Here is a 17,631-nt window from a genome sequence, read left to right as displayed (position 1 = left end):
GGAGAATAAGCACATGGGCAATGAAGGGCTTCGTAATATTATTTTGGTTGGTTTTATGGGCACGGGCAAGTCAACCGTCGGAGCTTTGCTTGCTAAGCAGCTTGGCTGGGAAATCGTTGACGTCGATGCCGAAATCGTACAGTCAGAAGGCCGTGCTATAGCTGATATATTTGAAAAAGACGGAGAAGCGGCGTTTCGAGCAATCGAAACAGCTGTGCTGGAGAAGCTTCTTACCGATTCGCGCAAGCTTATTATTGCGGCTGGCGGAGGCGCAGTGCTTGCTGAACGCAATCGCGAGCTGATGCTGAAGCATGGGCTTGTCGTAGCTCTAACAGCAACTGCTGAGCAAATCGTCGAAAGAGTGAAGCATGATACGGCAAGGCCTCTGCTGCAAGGAGACGTTAAGGCAAGAGTCGAACATCTAATGGAGCAGCGCAAGCATGCCTATGATTTCGCGCCTGTCGCTGTTGATACGACTGCCAGGAGTGCTGCCGAGGTCGCAGCTGCCATAACCGAACAGCTTGAGACGAGAATACAACTATAATTGGGCAAAGGGGAATTGTTACAATGGATGTAATCGTTACACCAACACCTAAACTTAGCGGAGAATTGCAGGCACTCTCCTCCAAAAACTATACAACGCGCTACTTGCTTGTTGCAGCGCTTGCAGAAGGAACGAGCACGATTTACTATCCTGCGCATAGCGAGGATAGTGATGCAATGCGCCGTTGTATTCGCGATCTTGGGGCAATTATTGAAGAGGATGATGAGAAAATTGTCATTACTGGCTTTGGACGGAATCCGAAGCCGGCAGCGCAGCTTGACGTAGGCAACGCGGGTGCGGTGCTGCGGTTTTTAATGGCCATTGCCTCGCTTTGCCCTGATCTTACATTCATTAATCGTTACCCGGATTCGCTTGGCAAAAGGCCGCATCATGATTTGATCGAATCTTTAGAGAGCATGGGAGTCACAATTGAACATAATGAGGGCAAGCTGCCTATTACAATTAAGGGCGGACAGCCAAAGGGCGGACATATTAAAGTATCCGGTAATATCAGCTCGCAGTTTTTGAGCGCTTTGCTGTTCCTGACGCCGCTGCTTGAAGAGGACAGCGAAATAGAAGTGCTTCATGATTTGAAATCGAAGGTTGTCGTTGGCCAAACGCTTGAAGTATTGGAGCAGGCAGGTATCGTTATCCATGCTTCCGACGATTACATGAGCTTCCGCGTTCCAGGCAAGCAAAGCTACGCAGCAAAAACATACAGTGTGCAGGGCGATTACCCGGGTTCAGCAGCACTATTGGCGGCAGCGGCTGTCACACAATCCGAAGTACGGATCCATCGACTTGAAGAAAACAGCAAGCAAGGCGAGCGTGCTGTTATCGATGTGCTTAAGGCAATGGAAGTGCCGCTAACGCAAAAAGGCGGCATTGTAGATGTGAAAGGCAACGGCAAGCTGAAGGCTGTCGAATTCGATGGCGATCATTTTACGGACGCTGTTTTGGCAATGGTAGCTGCAGCAGTATTTGCCGAAGGCACATCACGTTTTTATAATGTAGAAAATTTACGTTATAAGGAATGCGATAGAATCACAGACTATTTGAATGAGCTGCGCAAAGCAGGCGCTGATGTAGAAGAACGTCAAAGTGAAATTATAGTGCACGGCAAGCCGGAAGGTGTTGAGGGCGGCGTTGAAATCAACGCACATTACGATCACCGCGTTATTATGGCGCTGACTGTAGTAGGCCTTCGTGCAAAAGCTCCGATACGGATACGTGATGCGCATCATGTAGCGAAATCTTATCCAATTTTCTTTGACCATATGAAGGCATTGGGTGCCAAGGTGGAATGGGTTGAGTAGCTTACATCAAATTTAAGAGGTGAGAAGGATGGCATTTGAAAACCCGGATCGTACGCAAATAAAAAAGATTTTGCAGGAGAGCTCGGTAATTGCTGTAGTAGGCTTATCAGATAAGTCTCATCGCACTTCTTATATGGTTTCACAAGCTATGCAGGCAAAAGGCTATAAGATTATTCCGGTTAATCCGAATGCTACAAGCATTTTGGGTGAAGTCTGCTATCCATCATTAAGCGATATTCCTGTCAAAGTGGATATTGTCAATGTATTTCGCCGTAGTGAATATACGCCTGAAATCGCTAGGGAAGCTGTAAAAGCTGGGGTTAAAACACTATGGCTTCAACTTGGCGTTTTCAATGAAGAAACCGCACAAATCGCATTGGACGGCGGACTTACGGTCATTATGGACCGCTGCATTAAGGTAGAGGACTCGATACTCCTGCCGCATGGCAAGGAAACCTAGCCCTGTTTGCCTTATGGATATGGAGGAAAGAGAGGATACGGGGAGTCGTGCAGGCTCGCCCGTATCTTTGTTTCCTTTGACATTGAGCGAGGATGCGATTATTATCGTATTGTCAATACAGAAGTCTAATAGTAAAGGAGGGTTTGAATGGCGTTTATAGGTAATCTGCAGCAGCTTGGCAGAGCTTTTATGCTGCCGATGATCGTATTGCCTGGCGCGGCTTTGTTTATGAGTTTAAGCAAGCTGCCGTGGGAATATATCGGCTTGCCAGGTCTATCCTCGCATTTACTGGCTGCAAGTGAAGCTATTTTTTTGTTTTTGCCTTATATATTTGCGCTTGGGATATCGTTAGGCTTAACGGGAAATGCGCTATCCGCTGGTATTGCATCGATAGTAGGAATGATTATTTATTACGGAATAACGAATTCGGCAAATCCCGAAATAGAGCCAACTGTTTTGATCGGGGCGATCATAGGCATTATTGCGGGCTACAGCCATGAGCGGTTTAAAAGCTTGCGATTGCCTGAATATATTCAGTTTTTTGGCGGGCCGCGCTTCGTTCCGTTATTTGTCAGTTTTATTTCCTTGCTATTTTCGATCGGAATGATAAATATTGCGCCATTTCTCCAAAACATACTAGTTGATCTCGGAGAGATCGTTGCTTCTGGCGATGGATTTGGCGTGTTCTTATATGGATTTGTACATCGGATACTTGTAGTATTCGGACTGCATCATTTAGTCAGCCATGTATTCTGGTTTCAAATTGGCGGCTATGAAACAGCTTCCGGTACGATGGTTTATGGTGATTTGCCGCGTTTTTTTGCGGGGGATCCTTCAGCCGGAGCTTTCATGGCAGGCTTATATCCAACGATGATGTTCGCATTGCCGGCAATTGCATTTGCGATTATTCATGAGGCGCGTGAAGATTTAAAGCCCAAAATTAGAAAAACGTTTTTTTATGCTGCTCTTGCTTCCTTCTTGACCGGCGTTTCCGAGCCGGTAGAATTTGCGTTTTTGTTCGTCGCTCCATACCTTTATGTCGTTCACTCCATATTGTCCGGTATCATTATGTGGGTAACGTATGAACTGGGTATTTTGCACGGCTTTTCATTTTCAGCGGGAGCGATTGATTTTATAATTAACGAGCATTTGGCTACAAGAGGCTGGCTCATTATTCCGATTGGCATCGTTGTCTTCATGGTCTATTACTTTCTGTTTCGCTGGGCGATCCGAAGGTTTAGAATACCGACGCCTGGCCGTGAAGAAGGCTCGCAGCTTGAGGATTGGGCAGGCGATATACCATACCGCGCTCCGCTTATTCTGCAGGCTATCGGCGGCAAACAAAATATCGTTCAAATGGAATCCTGCATAACGCGGCTGAGGCTCAAGCTATCCAACGAGAAGGATATCGACGTCAATGCGCTGCGCAATCTTGGTGCAGCGGGAGTTATCAGGCTCGGTGGAGGCCATGTGCAGGTCGTGTTCGGCACCTATTCCGAGCTGATCCGTGAAGAGATGATTAAGACGATTCACCGCGATCAAGCGCAAGTGCTGTTCCATTCGCCTATGCAAGGGAAAATGATCCCGCTGGAAGAAGTGCCGGACCCTATTTTTTCCGGTAAGCTCGTAGGCGACGGAGTCGCGTTTATACCAGATAAAGGGGAGCTGGTTTCTCCTGTCCAGGGAGAGGTCATTCATATTTATCCTACGATGCATGCGATCGGGATTCGCACTCCGGAAGGGCTGGAGGTGCTTATGCATATTGGGATAGATACATCACAGCTGAAGGGCGGAGGCTTCTTCCAAGCGCTAGTCAAGGAAGGCGATGAAGTAATGCCGGGCACGATGCTGATAAAATTCAATTTGCACCGAATACGACAGGAAGGCAAGTCGCTTGCCACGCCGATGGTCATTACTAATTCTGATCGTGTTCGTTCATGGCGGTTCGCTCCTTTTAAAGCAGTCAAAAAGGGACAATCTTCTGTTATGTCAGTTGTACTTAAAGAGAGCAATAGTGGAGGGGAAACAGAATGATTCAAGGGATAGGGGCGTCTTCAGGAATCGCTATCGGAAGAACATTCGTACTGCCTAACTGGGAGTGGGAAGTGCCGGAACAACAAATTGATGTAGCTGATTTTGCTAAAGAATTTGATCGTGTCTACGAAGGGATTCGCACATCCAAAGTTGAAATCGAGCAAATTAAGGACGAGCTGAAGGATGTAGTCGGCTCAAACGAAACGATGATTTTCGATGCGCATATTGCCATTTTGGATGATCCTGTTTTTATGAACGAAATTCAAGGCATTATTCAGCGTCAATATAAAGCGGCAGAGGTTGCTGTAAAGGAAGCTATCGATCATTTTGTCACGATGTTTGATTTGCTGGATGACGATTATATGAAAGATAGAGCGCTGGATATTAAAGATGTAGGCAATCGCCTGCTGAAGCATTTGCTTGGTGCGCCTGAAATTAAACTGCCCTCAGATACGCAGCCTTTCATTTTAATAGCTAAGGAGCTGTCGCCATCCCAGCTGGCGAATTTGAATCAGGACCATGTGCTTGGCATCGTTACGCTGGCGGGCAGTACAACCTCCCATACGGCTATCATGGCAAGAGCGTTAGGCATTCCGCTCGTTGTCGGGATAGAAAGTATGCTCGATCGTCCGATACAAACCGGTGAAAAAATTATAATTGATGGCGGGGATGGAGCCGTATTTTTAAATCCTAAAAAGCAGCAAATTACAGAGTATTTGAAAAAACGGGATAAGCAGGACGAGGAAAAAAAGCTGTTATCTCAAATAGCGGATATTCCGTCTGCCACACCGGACGGCAAAAAGCTGAAACTTTCAGCGAATATCAGCTCGCTTAAAGAACTGGAAATCGCTCTAACCTGCAGTGCAGACGGAGTCGGACTATTCCGTACAGAATTTTTATATATGGACCGTACAAAGTTTCCGCAAGAGGAAGAGCAGTTTGAAATTTACCGTAAAGTTGCAGAAAGGCTGGAAGGCTCGTCCATCGTTATTCGTACGCTGGATATTGGCGGAGATAAGCAGCTTGATTATTTTCAAACGCCTGAGGAGGATAATCCTTTCCTGGGCTATCGAGCCATACGTATTTCACTTGCCCGAAAGGATTTATTCAAGACACAGCTTAGAGCAATCTTACGAGCGAGCTATTATGGAAATGTTAAAATTATGTACCCGTTGATTACATCTTTGGATGAGGTGCGTGCGGCTAACGCAGTTTTGGAGGAAGCGAAGCGGGAGCTTGAGGAAGAAGGCCATCCCTATGACAGCTCTATTCAAATCGGAGTTATGATAGAGGTGCCAGCAGCGGTTATGATCGCTGACCTGTTGGCTGAGGAGGTCGATTTTTTCAGCATCGGCACAAATGATTTGCTGCAATTCACACTGGCTGTAGACCGCATGAATGAAGAAATAGCTCATTTGTATGAGCCGTTTCATCCAGCAATGCTGCGTATGCTCAAATATACGGTTGAGTCTGCTAAGAAATGCGGCATTCCCGTGTCTGTTTGCGGAGAGCTTGCCGGCAATCCGCTGGCCCTGCCTATTTGGCTTGCGCTGGATGTTGACGGCATCAGTATGTCCGCACACTCCATATTGCGAGTTAAAAAACGATTGCTTGATACGTGCCAGTCGGATAGCAAAGAGGTTGTGCAGCAGCTGCTGAGCTGCCGTACTAGCGACGAGATGAAAGCGAGACTGAATGATTTTTTGGCAGCCGTGGACAAGAAGAAGCGATGTGCGCCATTGGCACATGAGGAACCGTTTCACGGTGAAGTATAAGAACTTTATACGGGTGTAAAACTTGTACATTCTTATATATGAAAAAGAGCGAATGGTTAGCCCATTCGCTCTTTTAAAGCATCTACAAATGCCTTGGCATAAGGAGGCAAGTCGGGAGGCCTGCGTGCAGAGATCAGGTTGCCGTCTACAACAACAGGCTCATCGAACCAAAGCGCTCCGGCATTTTCCATATCGTCTCTAATGCCTGGGGTAGATGTTACTTTACGTCCGTTCAAAATTTTTGCTGATATAAGCACCCAGCCGGCATGACAGATTTGACCGATCGGCTTATTGGCTTCATCCATATCGCGCACAAGCTGCAAGACAGCCGGATAGCGGCGTAGCTTGTCTGGAGCCCAGCCTCCCGGTACAAGCAGGCCGCTTACGCTGCTGCTGTCTATCTCATCAAAGGAAAGATCTGCAGTGGCGGGCACGCCGTATTTTCCGATATGCGTCTTTCCCTTTTCAGGTCCGGCATACAATACAGTTGCTCCAGCTTCTCTTGTGCGATAAACAGGATACCATAGCTCCAAGTCTTCAAATTCATCATCCAGCAAGCAGATTACGGTTAGGTTTTGTAAGGACATCGTTAGTCTCCTCTCCTCAGTCTTTCTCTATTATTGTAACGAAGGAGGTTATAGGAAGCAAATGCCTGCTTATAACGAATATCGCAATATTGATACAACTACTGTGAAAAGCAAAGGGAAACGGATATTCAGGTTTATTCCCGCATTGTTATGGATGACAGTTATTTTTGTTCTATCTTCGCGCACAGGCGACGAGATCGATACGGTTTTGCCTTTTTTCCAATCGTTTATGCCTTGGATTTCTGATTTTAACTGGGGACATTATATCGCTTATTTTATATTGGCTCTGACGTTTGATTTTGCACTCGGAAAAAAAGCGAATCGTTTTGTTTGGAAAATTGCAATCGTGCTTCTATGCGGCTTGTATGGAATTACAGACGAATGGCATCAATCATTTGTTGGCGGCCGCATGATGGACCCTGTCGATGTACGCAATGATATGATCGGAGCTGCTGTTTTTGTCGCGGTTATCGCTATTCCTCCGTTGCAAAGGGCATGGTCAAGGCTAAAAGACTAGTAAAAGACAGGTTCAGCATGCTGTGAAAAAATTTTTTTTGAATAGTAAAAATTACATATCGCAAACAAGCAGGAATTTTGCCGAATCAGGTCGAATGTTTCACTCATCGCATTGTGTTTAATGAGCCACAGTTATGCTGTGCTCGCAAGAAGGAGTGATACCATTGCAAAAACAATGTCATTGCGGCGACATAATGTCCATTAAGTTGCGAACTGTAATTTATTCTGGAAAGGTAGAAATCGGCAACGTGCCTATTTATTCTTGCCAGGCTTGTCAAAGAAGTGAGGTTATTCCGCAAGTAAAGCCGGATTTGACTGGATTGATCGCTCAGCTCGGCTCAATGCCTGAAAAACAATCTTTTTTGTTTAACGAGTGTAATGAATGGGCAGATTTATTAGTAGAGGCAAAAGAACAAAAGCGTAGAATTAGTGAAAGTGAGGTAGAAGCACTCACAGAACACCGCGTGAATGCTTTGCTTGATTTATATTTATTGGCGCAGTCACTGCAGGATAAAAATTGGATTAAGGATCTGTCAAAACGTTTGGAGCAGCTAAGCCGCAGCAAGCAAACTACATAGACTGGATTTCTGAAGCCGGACATACAGATTTAAAATCATATACATAATGTTCGTATCTTATCACACTTAAAAAACCGTACGTCCAACAGATAGGAATAGGAAATGATGTAGTCCTGGTCATTGCTCGTAAATATCAGACAAGCATAATTTGTAACAATTCATAGTCGAATTGATAGCTAACATTGCGAAAAGTAATATTTTGTCGTATCATTAACGGTAACATACGGCGAACGTATCAACAAAATCTGATGTAATGGAGAGAAGGATCGTGACGGTAACCATTTATGATGTAGCAAGAGAAGCTGGCGTATCTATGGCGACGGTTTCCAGGGTTGTAAACAACAATCCGAACGTGAAGCCTGCCACACGTAAAAAAGTATATGAAGCGATTGAACGGCTAGGCTATCGTCCGAACGCCGTCGCTCGCGGTCTTGCGAGCAAGAAGACGACTACAGTAGGCGTAGTAATTCCGGATATATCCAATGCTATATTCGCAGAGGTAGCAAGAGGTATTGAGGATATCGCGAATATGTATCATTATAATATTATTTTGTGCAACGCGGATAAGAAGAAGGAGAAAGAGATCCGTGTTATCAACACGCTTCTGGAGAAACAGGTAGACGGTTTGCTGTTTATGGGAGGCGCTGTTACCGAAGAGCATCAGCAAGCCTTCAAAACATCCAATGTGCCAATCGTGCTATGTGCTACTTCGGATGAAAGTGAAGAAATTCCTTCAGTCGATATTGATCATGAGGCAGCGGCATACGATGCTGTTATGAACTTGATCTCTAACGGGCACAAAAGAATTGCGATGATTAGCGGAACTTTGCAGGATCCGGCTAACGGATATGCTAGATTCCAAGGCTATAAGCGCGCACTCGAATCATCCGGTATTGCCTATGACGAATCATTGGTTCGCATCGGCAATTACAGATATGAGTCTGGCGCAGAGGCGATGAAGTATTTTATCGATATGGACAAGCGTCCTACAGCTGTGTTTTCTGCAACGGACGAGATGGCGATTGGCGCCATTCACTGCATCCAGGATAGCGGCCTGAGCGTGCCATCTGATATATCAGTTATCAGTGTAGACAATAGCCGTATGGCGTCTATGGTTCGCCCTCAGCTGACGGCGGTGGCGCAGCCGATGTATGACATTGGCGCGGTATCGATGCGGCTGCTTACGAAACTGATGAAGAAAGAGCATGTAGAGCAATCCAAGGTTGTTCTGCCGCATGATTTGATTGCAAGACAATCGGTTAAAACTGTGTAAAACATTATAAAGCAGCCCGGTCAATTTAATGACTGAGGCTGCTTTTTTGTTCCTATTTCTTATATTTAAGCGTGACACAACGGTAAACGTACCTCAAAGAAACCTTTTTTGCATACAATGATTCGTCACTTCCAGTAACTTAGATGCCGGTTCACCCACTAAAGGGATTTTATGTAGTTAGAATAAATAAATTTGAGCAAAAATAAGGAAACGCCTGAAAACAAGTACACGTTTTCAGGCTATTGAAAAACCGCAACAAGTACTTTGCAACAATGGCAAGCTCTGTTTTGTGTGACGAGCACTCACGAGTTAAGCTAAGTGCATTTCCTGTGCTTAGTTATAAGAAATTTGGCTTTTTTGTGATTCTATGGGGAAAAACTGCATTTAGTTTGGCGTAATTCGAAAATTATAGGGTAATTCAATAAAACTAGATGCATGAAATCCATTTAGAATCGTTTTTTAGATAGAAAAGGTGAATCTAGATGGACAAAATGTACTTAGTATGTACTTAGTTACCACGAGCACTTGTCCATTTATTGTATACTTTTTCCAACAGTCTGACGTTTTCCCTCTAAATCAGCATATGTACCTTAAAGTGCCTAAACTAAATGCACAAAATCCGGCTGTTGAAAAAGCTCTGCGGCAGCTTAATAGCCTGGGTTAAGCGAAGCGCAGCCCGAGAAGCTGCGTTCATTTTGTAACGAACCCTAACGACGCTATATCGCATAAAATGCCCCTTTTGAAAATCTAACGCATCGAGGGGACGCTATCTGTGAACAAATGCTCATTTGAGCAGCGTTTTACAGCCAATAAGCATGCTGCGATTCGTTACAAATTTAAAACAAGCTTTTTCGGCTTAATAGCGCTACTAGCATTCGTTAAAGTTTCAAAACGAGTTTTCCAACAGTCTGACAATTTCCACTTAGATAAACCAAGAAACAGCTTTGTCCATCGTTTACTCCACGCGCTAACGGTTGCCAGAGGCGCTATTCCGCCTTAAAAATCACTTTTAAAAATCTAACGGTTCTAGGAGAGCTTATTCGTCTCAAATCAAGTGAAATAAGCAAAAAGTTCACAGATAGCGTTGCTGGCAACCGTTACATTTTCAAATCAGCTATTTTTGAACAAATAACGGCTCTACAACCGTTACAGTTTTCGCCCATCGTTTACTCCACGCGCTAACGGTTGCCAGAGGCGCTATTCCGCCTTAAAAATCACTTTTAAAAATCTAACGGTTCTAGGAGAGCTTATTCGTCTCAAATCAAGTGAAATAAGCAAAAAGTTCACAGATAGCGTTGCTGGCAACCGTTACATTTTCAAATCAGCTATTTTTGAACAAATAACGGCTCCTACAACCGTTACAGTTTTCGCCCATCGTTTACTCCACGCGCTAACGTTTGCCAAAGGCTCTAATCCGCCTCAATCAAGCAAACAAGCGAATTTTAGAAAGTTGCAGATAATCTCCTGTGCGCCGCTAGCACTGGACACATTAAGTCGAATATCGCCGTCATTACTCTTTAGCGGGCTGGTGCTGAAATCGCAAACTCGTTAAATATCTTGTATAACTATAGCTTGTGTCGCTCTATTTTTTTGTTCGATTTGCTCGCGCCGCGGAATTTCACCGATGACCTCCGGCGGATCGAACCAATCGTCAGGAAGCTCAAATGGGCTGTAAGGCTGCCATTTTTTGAGCCACTGGGCAGGGAGCGGGTGAGTCGATTGATGCGAAGCCCCTGCAGCCATAATCGGCTGATCCTGCATCTCCAGCCATACGAGCGACCACGCGCGGGGCACGACACGCCATATGTCATATCCGCCTCCGCCAAGAGCAATCCATCGCCCAGCTGTATATTGATGAGCGAGTTGATGAATAATCGCCGGTATTGCATGATATATATTCATACTGCAATGCAAGTGTGAGAGCGGATCGAATGCATGCGCGTCGCAGCCGTGCTGGCTTATAATAACATCCGGCTTGAAATGCTCAATGACGCGATGCAGCGTTACTGTAAACGATTCGAGCCAAGAGTCATCCTCGGTATAAGGCTCGAGCGGCACGTTGAAGCAGGTTCCAAAGCCGTGATCATTGCCTTTTTCGTAAACATAGCCTGTGCCTGGAAATAAAAATTTGCCCGTCTCGTGAATGGAATAGGTGCAAACATAAGGATCATTGTAAAAAATCCATTGCACGCCGTCGCCATGATGCACGTCGGTATCGATATATAATACTTTGGCGCCGTAAGTATGACGAATATGCTCGATCGCTATAGCGGCATCGTTATAGACGCAGAAGCCCGCAGCGCGCTCTGGGAAGGCGTGGTGCAATCCTCCGGAGACGTGATAGGCATGAAGCGTCTCGCCGCTCATAACGGCATCTGCGGCCGCGACAGAGCCTGCTACAATTGCACTGGCCGCCTCGTGTATGCCGTGGAAGGAAGGAGTATCCTCTGTGCCCAGCCCATACTTATCGATGAATGAAGCGGTTTCAATATTATCATCGGTGACGCTGACATGCTTTACGGCATCAATGTAATCTTTTCGGTGAACGAGCGTAAGCTTACTGTCATCCTGCAGAAGCTTAGGCACAACAATATCTTGATCAGAAAGCATATTCATAGATTTGAGCAAATCCATCGTCAGGACAGCGCGTATCGGATTAAAAGGATGATCTTCGTTAAATTTATAATCTTTTGTAGCGGGATGATGAAAAAATAATGCATTAGCTGACATTCGCAACACAATTCCTTTCCCTAGATTCAATACATGAATCTTCGTTGAAATCGAAGTTGATCGAACTTTTCAATAGAGCTCATTGGCACTTCTTTACCGATCCGTACCATAAGGCAATTGGCGGGATGAGAGCAAATTTCCGGATCATCGGTTGCATGCCACGTCATGCCAACAGACTGCATCAGCCTCTCCATCATTTTTCGATAGTCCCAAACATTCATTTTTGTTCCTTCCAAATCCCAATGCCAATAATATTCTGTCGCAAAAACAATGGCATTTTCCAGCTGTTCCTCGGCGAACGCCATTTGAACCATTCGTTTTCCAAGACCGTAGGAGCGGTAATCCTTCGCAACCTCGACAGCCCCAAGCTCGATCAGGTCTACCATATTGCCCTTGGACCAGCGCTCAAGCTCGTCTGGATAATGAAAGGTTATATATCCAACGATAGTATCGTTTTCGCGCACCGCAATAATGCGGCCTTCCTCTAGGCCGGCAATCTCGACAAGCGCTTCAAGCTGATCTGCGGGCCTGCGAAAAGCATCCAGCGAGGAATGTATGGATAATTTCGCCAGCTGCTCGGCAGGAATAGGTCCTTCTATCACCAGTTCGCGATTGTCGGACAATGAAATCGTACTGCGTTGCAAACGTTTACGATGCTCCAAAGTGATTTTCCCCTCTCATAAATAATTTGCAACTTCATTAGCTAATAAGAGTGATTTGTGTAAATTTATCCCCTAATATTGTTTATAGCAAACATTTAGACAAATGAAAAGCGTAGTCGAGATGAATTCGATTGTGGTATAATAGAAAAGGTGGATGTAAGCGTATTCTTGTTCACAATATTGTGACAGATATTACAGGAGAGTGATCGAATGACTAATTTGCATCAGGAGCGACTAGAAGTAACGGCTCAAAATCCAAATTTGCCAAGTTATGAAGCTGCAAGAGAAACATTCAACTGGGAATCCGTAGAGAAAGAGTTCAGTTGGTATGAGACGGGCAAAGTAAACATGGCCTATGAAGCGATTGATCGTCATCTTGAGCAAGGAAGAGGCAGTAAAACTGCATTGCTTTATAGTGATAACGAGCGTAATGAGTCTTATACGTTCGAACAAATAAGCAAACAATCGAATCGATTTGCCAATGTGCTCCGCAAACTGAACATTCAAAAGAGCGAGCGTGTATTTGTATTCATGCCTCGTACTCCTGAACTCTACTTCAGCATTTTCGGCATTCTTAAAGTCGGCGCTGTTGTCGGTCCGTTGTTTGAGGCGTTTATGGAGCAGGCTGTCAAGGACCGCTTAAAGGATAGCGAAGCAGTTGCTATCGTTACTACGCCTGCCCTTTTAGCAAGAATTAAGCGAGATGAGCTGCCGCTTCTCAAGCATGTCATCGTTGTTGGCGACGATATAGCAGAGGAAGACGGAATAGTTGATTTCAAGAAAGAGATGGCCGCTGCTTCGGAAGAAGCGCATATCGAGTGGCTGGGACGCGAGGATGGAATGATTCTTCATTACACATCCGGCTCCACTGGCAGCCCGAAAGGCGTATATCATGTACAGAACGCAATGGTTCAGCAAAAGTATACAGGCCGAATCGTTCTCGATTTGAAGGAAGATGATGTATACTGGTGTACAGCCGATCCAGGCTGGGTTACGGGAACTGCATATGGAATATTTGCACCATGGCTGAATGGCGTAACGATGGTAGTCCGCGGCGGACGCTTCAGTCCTTCGGATTGGTACAGTGTATTGCAAAATAATGGCGTAACCGTTTGGTATAGCGCTCCTACAGCTTTCCGCATGCTTATGGGAGCAGGGGATGATCTTACCAAGCAATTCGACCTATCCAAGCTTCGCCATGTGCTTAGCGTTGGCGAGCCTCTTAACCCTGAAGTCGTGCGCTGGGGAATGAAGGTATACAATCAGCGTATTCATGATACTTGGTGGATGACGGAGACGGGAGCGCAGCTAATTTGCAACTATCCTGCCATGGAGATTAAGCCAGGCTCGATGGGCAAGCCAATTCCAGGCGTTGATGCTGCTATCGTTGATGACAGCGGGAATATTATGCCTCCATACAGAATGGGAAATCTTGCTATTAAAACACCATGGCCGGCTATGATGCGGCAGGTATGGAAAAACCCTGCTAAGTATGAGGAATACTTCCATCTGCAGGGCTGGTATATTTCCGGTGATTCGGCTTATATGGATGAAGACGGATATTTCTGGTTCCAAGGCAGAATTGACGATGTTATCAACACCGCTGGCGAGCGGGTGGGGCCATTCGAGGTAGAAAGCAAGCTTGTTGAGCATCCAGCAGTAGCGGAAGCAGGCGTAATCGGCAAGCCGGATCCGATGCGCGGCGAAATTATTAAAGCATTTATTTCCCTGCGTGAAGGCTTCGAGCCATCGGAAGAGCTGAAGCAAGAAATAGCCCAATTCGTAAAAGTTGGTTTAGCAGCTCATGCAGCTCCTCGCGAGATCGAATTTAAAGACAAGTTGCCTAAGACGCGAAGCGGTAAAATTATGAGACGTGTCCTTAAAGCTTGGGAGTTGAACCTTCCAACAGGCGACCTGTCAACTATAGAGGACTAATCAAATTATTTCTTTTTACTTATAGAAAGAAGAGCGGCGAGAGGATTTTCCTCTCGCCGCTCTTTATTTTTACGAAGCGATCTTTACCTTATTGGAAGGAGCAGATTCACCGCTGCTGTTTTCAGCCGTTATATAGTAGGTTCCAGTCAGTAAAGGTGAAATATGCTCGAAATTGGTTTGTCCTGTGGAGGCGATTTTAGAAAAATTACCGTTGCTTTCAGGACTGTAATAAATATTGTACTGATACGTTTGTTCAGATATTGGACTTGCAGACCAATTGAGTAAAATGCTCATATCTGATTTCTCATAGCTTAAGCCGGAAGGGGAGGCTGGCGACGGCAATTCTGATGAATTGCCGTCGCCATTGCCATTGCCGTTGTTATTCCCGTTTCCATTGCCATTCCCGCTATTGTTGCTTCCGTTGCCATCTATGCCGCTATTGTCTCCATCGTTTGGATCTGTTGGGTCCGGTATTTCTGGCAGCTTATGCCCATACTCCATAATGGAGCTTGGCGCTGACTCTTTGCCCGATACGTCAACAGCGACTACGTAAAATGCAGCGCTGCTGCCGGCTGGTGCTGCGAAGGTAGCTTTATATTCTTCGTCCAGCAAAATAGAAGAACCTGCTTTTTCGTAATTGCCAGGCAGTAAAGAACGATAAATGCGATACCCGACCACATCTTTGGCTTTGCTGCCTGTGAAGGTTATCGTCAGCTGTCCGCCGCTTTCCTTCATCTGCACATTTGAAGGCGCGTCAGGCGCAGCGCCGTCATCTACGCGCGGATCAACTTTGGAAGGTGCATCCTGCCCGGCATCAGCAGGCAAATAAACGCTCATATTGCGTCTGTTTTTGGCCGGCAGCTTAGCTTGAGCCGCTTCAATCTCGTCCATTAGGGCATCGAGCGGCTTTTTACGCTTGATTACAATTTTTTCTTTCAGCATATCCTGAGGCGTCGCATCCTGAGGCACATAGTTGATGCCTTCATAAGAGATATATGACATTTGCACCAGGGCGTCATCTGATTTTTTCGGCAAGTATGCTTTGTTGAACCAATCCGTAACTAGCAAGCCGGATTGACGGGTCAGAGCGGTAGGTAATAGGCCGCTTGCTTTGGATACAGTTGCTTTTACAATGCCGTCCGGCATAGGGAATTTATCTGTATTAAACAATTCTGGCTTAGCCTCTGTCGTTTTATTCATAATTAACGACCAGATTGATCTCGCTCGCGTTCTACCGTTATTAGATAAAGTGTGAATCGGTTTTTCATAGCCGGCCCATACTCCAAGCGTAATATCCGGTGAGAAGCCGACAAACCAGACGTCAGCGTAGCTTTGTGTAGTACCTGTTTTACCTGCAATCGGTATTTTGCTGAACTGTTTGAACTGGCTAGTCAAAGAATGTCCGGAGCCGCTAGGGCTTGTAATAACGCTTCTAAGCATGTCGCCTACAAGGAAAGCAGTTTGTTCAGAGAATACGCGCTTTGGATTATGCTGATGCTCGTATATTACTTTTCCATTGGCGTCGGTAATCTTTTCAATCATATAGGAATCGTTGTACATGCCTTGGTTCGGAATTGAACCGTAAGCGTTGGTCAGCTCTTCGACGGATACGCCGATGCTAAGCCCGCCAAGAACGCCTGTCTGTGCATGATCATCCTGCGGCTGCAGGGTAGTGATGCCCAGCTTTCTTACAAAATCCCAAGCTCCTTTAATCGTTACGTCATCGTTGAAGATTTTGAGCGCCGGCAGGTTGATGGAACGGGCAAGCGCATCTCTGGCAGTAACCAGTCCCGAAAACTTGTTGTTTACGTTCATTGGGATGTGGAAGCCTTTTTGACCGTCCTTCATAACGATGGGAGCATCGTCTATTATGCTCGCAGGCTGGATTAAGCCTTGCTCGATAGCAGGCAAATATGCCGCTAATGTTTTCATCGTGGAGCCGGGCTGACGGGTCATTTGAGTCGCGTAATTAAGCTGCTCTTCATAGAAGTCTCGGCCTTCCAGCATGCTCAGTATAGCGCCTGTGCGGTGATCGATCATTACCGCAGCAATTTGCTCAAGTCCTTTTTCTTTGCTGTACGGAGAGAAATTGTTTTCGTCGTTGCCGATTTCTCTCATTAATGAATAAATATCTTTATCGATTGTTGTATAAATATGATATCCGCCGCGGAGCAGCGTCTCGCGCATATTTTCAATCAGCTCGGCATTTTCCTTCTTGCGAAGATCTTCCTTGGTCAGCTCAGGACGCTGCTTAAGCAACAGCACCTCTGCGGCTTGACGCTCAGCTTCAAGCATCAAATAAGGATAGGTGTTATATGCCTTCTCAACAGATGGGGCAATTGAGCCTCTAATATCAAAATTTAAAGCTTCATCATATTGTTCATTCGTTATTCTGCCTGTCTCTAGCATACGGCGAAGTACTAGCTGCTGACGCTGTACAGCGTATGTAAATCCTTTTTCATTGAATTTACCTGAGCCTGTAAATGCAGTATATAGAGATGGCAATTGCGGCAATCCTGCTAAGTATGCGGACTGGGCGATATTAAGTTTGGATAAGTCCTCAATCCCGAATATGCCGCGTGCAGCAGCTTTAATGCCGAATACCTGGTAACCGCTAGAACCGTTGCCGAATGGCATTTTGTTTAAGTAAGCAGCCAAAATTTCTTTCTTGGTAAGGTGGCGTTCCATACGCAAAGCCAGGAAGATCTCTTTAATCTTGCGGCTGTCCGTTTTGTCGAGGCTCAAAAACACGCGTCTTGCCAGCTGCTGTGTCAGCGTACTGCCTCCAGTTTGCGTATCTTCATTAAATAGCTTCTGCTTCACAGCGCGGCCAAGCCCGTTAATATCAACGCCATAATGCTCGAAGAAATTTGTATCCTCAGTCGACAGCAGCGCATCGATAACGGATTGTGGAATTTCATCGTAAGTAATAACAACACGGTCTTCATCAGTGCGGAGCTGGCCAACGAGCGAATTATCATTAAAATAAACGTAGCCAGTCATTGAATATTCGCCGACCTTCTCCTGAATAACCGATTGGGGGCGAATTTCTTCATCCTTGACCAGGGCGGCTACGTATCCGGTTGCAATACCTCCGGCCAGGAGCCCGAAGAATATGCCGAAGAATATAATCCATTTCACTGTAATAAAGGACACAAGTCCAAATGTACGCCATTTACTATACCGCTTTGGCGCAGGTTTTTGTTCCTCTTGCATCTATT

At 45.6% G+C, this 17,631-nt stretch carries 14 protein-coding genes; 10 read left to right on the top strand and 4 right to left on the bottom strand.

The annotated features are described in order from the left end of the window. Positions 1-13: 13 nt before the first annotated feature. From V1L65_RS23765 to ptsP, 5 genes are all read left to right on the top strand, one after another. Positions 14-544, top strand: a complete 531-nt coding sequence (locus V1L65_RS23765; RefSeq protein WP_331701748.1) for a shikimate kinase — start codon at positions 14-16, stop codon at positions 542-544. A 23-nt stretch (positions 545-567) separates the two neighbouring features. Continuing rightward, positions 568-1,860 (top strand): 3-phosphoshikimate 1-carboxyvinyltransferase, encoded by a 1,293-nt coding sequence (gene aroA, locus V1L65_RS23760; protein ID WP_331701747.1) that lies wholly within the window; start codon positions 568-570, stop codon positions 1,858-1,860. 28 nt (positions 1,861-1,888) lie between these two features. Further along, a complete protein-coding gene (locus tag V1L65_RS23755; protein ID WP_331701746.1) occupies positions 1,889-2,320 on the top strand; it encodes a CoA-binding protein in 432 nt (143 codons plus the stop codon). Between the two features lie 147 nt (positions 2,321-2,467). After that, entirely contained in the window at positions 2,468-4,354 is a 1,887-nt protein-coding gene (locus V1L65_RS23750; RefSeq protein WP_331701744.1) for a glucose PTS transporter subunit IIA, read from the top strand. Continuing rightward, the gene (ptsP, locus tag V1L65_RS23745; RefSeq protein WP_331701743.1) at positions 4,351-6,129 is read left to right on the top strand and encodes a phosphoenolpyruvate--protein phosphotransferase; all 1,779 of its coding nucleotides are present in this window, start codon (positions 4,351-4,353) and stop codon (positions 6,127-6,129) included. Before V1L65_RS23750 ends, ptsP begins: the two co-directional genes overlap by 4 nt. 56 nt (positions 6,130-6,185) lie before the next feature. Here the strand turns inward: ptsP and V1L65_RS23740 are convergent, their stop codons facing one another. Further along, positions 6,186-6,716 (bottom strand): type 1 glutamine amidotransferase domain-containing protein, encoded by a 531-nt coding sequence (locus V1L65_RS23740; protein WP_331701742.1) that lies wholly within the window; start codon positions 6,714-6,716, stop codon positions 6,186-6,188. A 61-nt stretch (positions 6,717-6,777) separates the two neighbouring features. Between V1L65_RS23740 and V1L65_RS23735 the strand changes: the two genes are divergently transcribed. From V1L65_RS23735 to V1L65_RS23720, 4 genes are all read left to right on the top strand, one after another. Continuing rightward, complete coding sequence (locus V1L65_RS23735) at positions 6,778-7,233, top strand: VanZ family protein (RefSeq protein ID WP_331701741.1); 456 nt, start codon at positions 6,778-6,780, stop codon at positions 7,231-7,233. Positions 7,234-7,396: 163 nt separating this feature from the next. Next, entirely contained in the window at positions 7,397-7,810 is a 414-nt protein-coding gene (locus tag V1L65_RS23730) for a hypothetical protein (RefSeq protein WP_331701740.1), read from the top strand. 268 nt (positions 7,811-8,078) lie between these two features. Further along, entirely contained in the window at positions 8,079-9,083 is a 1,005-nt protein-coding gene (gene ccpA, locus V1L65_RS23725) for a catabolite control protein A (protein WP_331701770.1), read from the top strand. A gap of 772 nt (positions 9,084-9,855) precedes the next feature. Then, a complete protein-coding gene (locus tag V1L65_RS23720; protein WP_331701738.1) occupies positions 9,856-10,083 on the top strand; it encodes a hypothetical protein in 228 nt (75 codons plus the stop codon). A gap of 548 nt (positions 10,084-10,631) precedes the next feature. Here V1L65_RS23720 and V1L65_RS23715 read toward each other — a convergent pair. Together V1L65_RS23715 and V1L65_RS23710 are read right to left on the bottom strand one after the other, a co-directional pair. Then, positions 10,632-11,813, bottom strand: a complete 1,182-nt coding sequence (locus V1L65_RS23715) for an acetoin utilization protein AcuC (protein ID WP_331701737.1) — start codon at positions 11,811-11,813, stop codon at positions 10,632-10,634. Positions 11,814-11,839: 26 nt separating this feature from the next. Next, entirely contained in the window at positions 11,840-12,475 is a 636-nt protein-coding gene (locus V1L65_RS23710) for a GNAT family N-acetyltransferase (RefSeq protein WP_331701735.1), read from the bottom strand. Between the two features lie 210 nt (positions 12,476-12,685). Between V1L65_RS23710 and acsA the strand changes: the two genes are divergently transcribed. Next, entirely contained in the window at positions 12,686-14,410 is a 1,725-nt protein-coding gene (gene acsA, locus V1L65_RS23705; protein WP_331701733.1) for an acetate--CoA ligase, read from the top strand. A 69-nt stretch (positions 14,411-14,479) separates the two neighbouring features. Here acsA and V1L65_RS23700 read toward each other — a convergent pair whose 3' ends face one another. After that, the gene (locus V1L65_RS23700) at positions 14,480-17,626 is read right to left on the bottom strand and encodes a transglycosylase domain-containing protein (protein ID WP_331701732.1); all 3,147 of its coding nucleotides are present in this window, start codon (positions 17,624-17,626) and stop codon (positions 14,480-14,482) included. Between the last annotated feature and the right edge of the window lie 5 nt (positions 17,627-17,631).

This window comes from Paenibacillus sp. IITD108 (genome assembly GCF_036541265.1).
GTDB lineage: Bacteria > Bacillota > Bacilli > Paenibacillales > Paenibacillaceae > Pristimantibacillus.
The sequence above is the reverse complement of the archived record's forward strand: the minus strand, read 5'-3'. Positions and strand labels throughout refer to the sequence as shown.

Excerpts from the sequence above, each read along its gene's own strand:
- V1L65_RS23765 (WP_331701748.1), top strand. The coding sequence starts at position 14 with ATGGGCAATGAAGGGCTTCGTAATATTATTTTGGTTGGTTTTATGGGC.
- aroA (WP_331701747.1), top strand. The coding sequence starts at position 568 with ATGGATGTAATCGTTACACCAACACCTAAACTTAGCGGAGAATTGCAG.
- V1L65_RS23755 (WP_331701746.1), top strand. The coding sequence starts at position 1,889 with ATGGCATTTGAAAACCCGGATCGTACGCAAATAAAAAAGATTTTGCAG.
- V1L65_RS23750 (WP_331701744.1), top strand. The coding sequence starts at position 2,468 with ATGGCGTTTATAGGTAATCTGCAGCAGCTTGGCAGAGCTTTTATGCTG.
- ptsP (WP_331701743.1), top strand. The coding sequence starts at position 4,351 with ATGATTCAAGGGATAGGGGCGTCTTCAGGAATCGCTATCGGAAGAACA.
- V1L65_RS23740 (WP_331701742.1), bottom strand. The coding sequence starts at position 6,716 with ATGTCCTTACAAAACCTAACCGTAATCTGCTTGCTGGATGATGAATTT.
- V1L65_RS23735 (WP_331701741.1), top strand. The coding sequence starts at position 6,778 with ATGCCTGCTTATAACGAATATCGCAATATTGATACAACTACTGTGAAA.
- V1L65_RS23715 (WP_331701737.1), bottom strand. The coding sequence starts at position 11,813 with ATGTCAGCTAATGCATTATTTTTTCATCATCCCGCTACAAAAGATTAT.
- acsA (WP_331701733.1), top strand. The coding sequence starts at position 12,686 with ATGACTAATTTGCATCAGGAGCGACTAGAAGTAACGGCTCAAAATCCA.
- V1L65_RS23700 (WP_331701732.1), bottom strand. The coding sequence starts at position 17,626 with ATGCAAGAGGAACAAAAACCTGCGCCAAAGCGGTATAGTAAATGGCGT.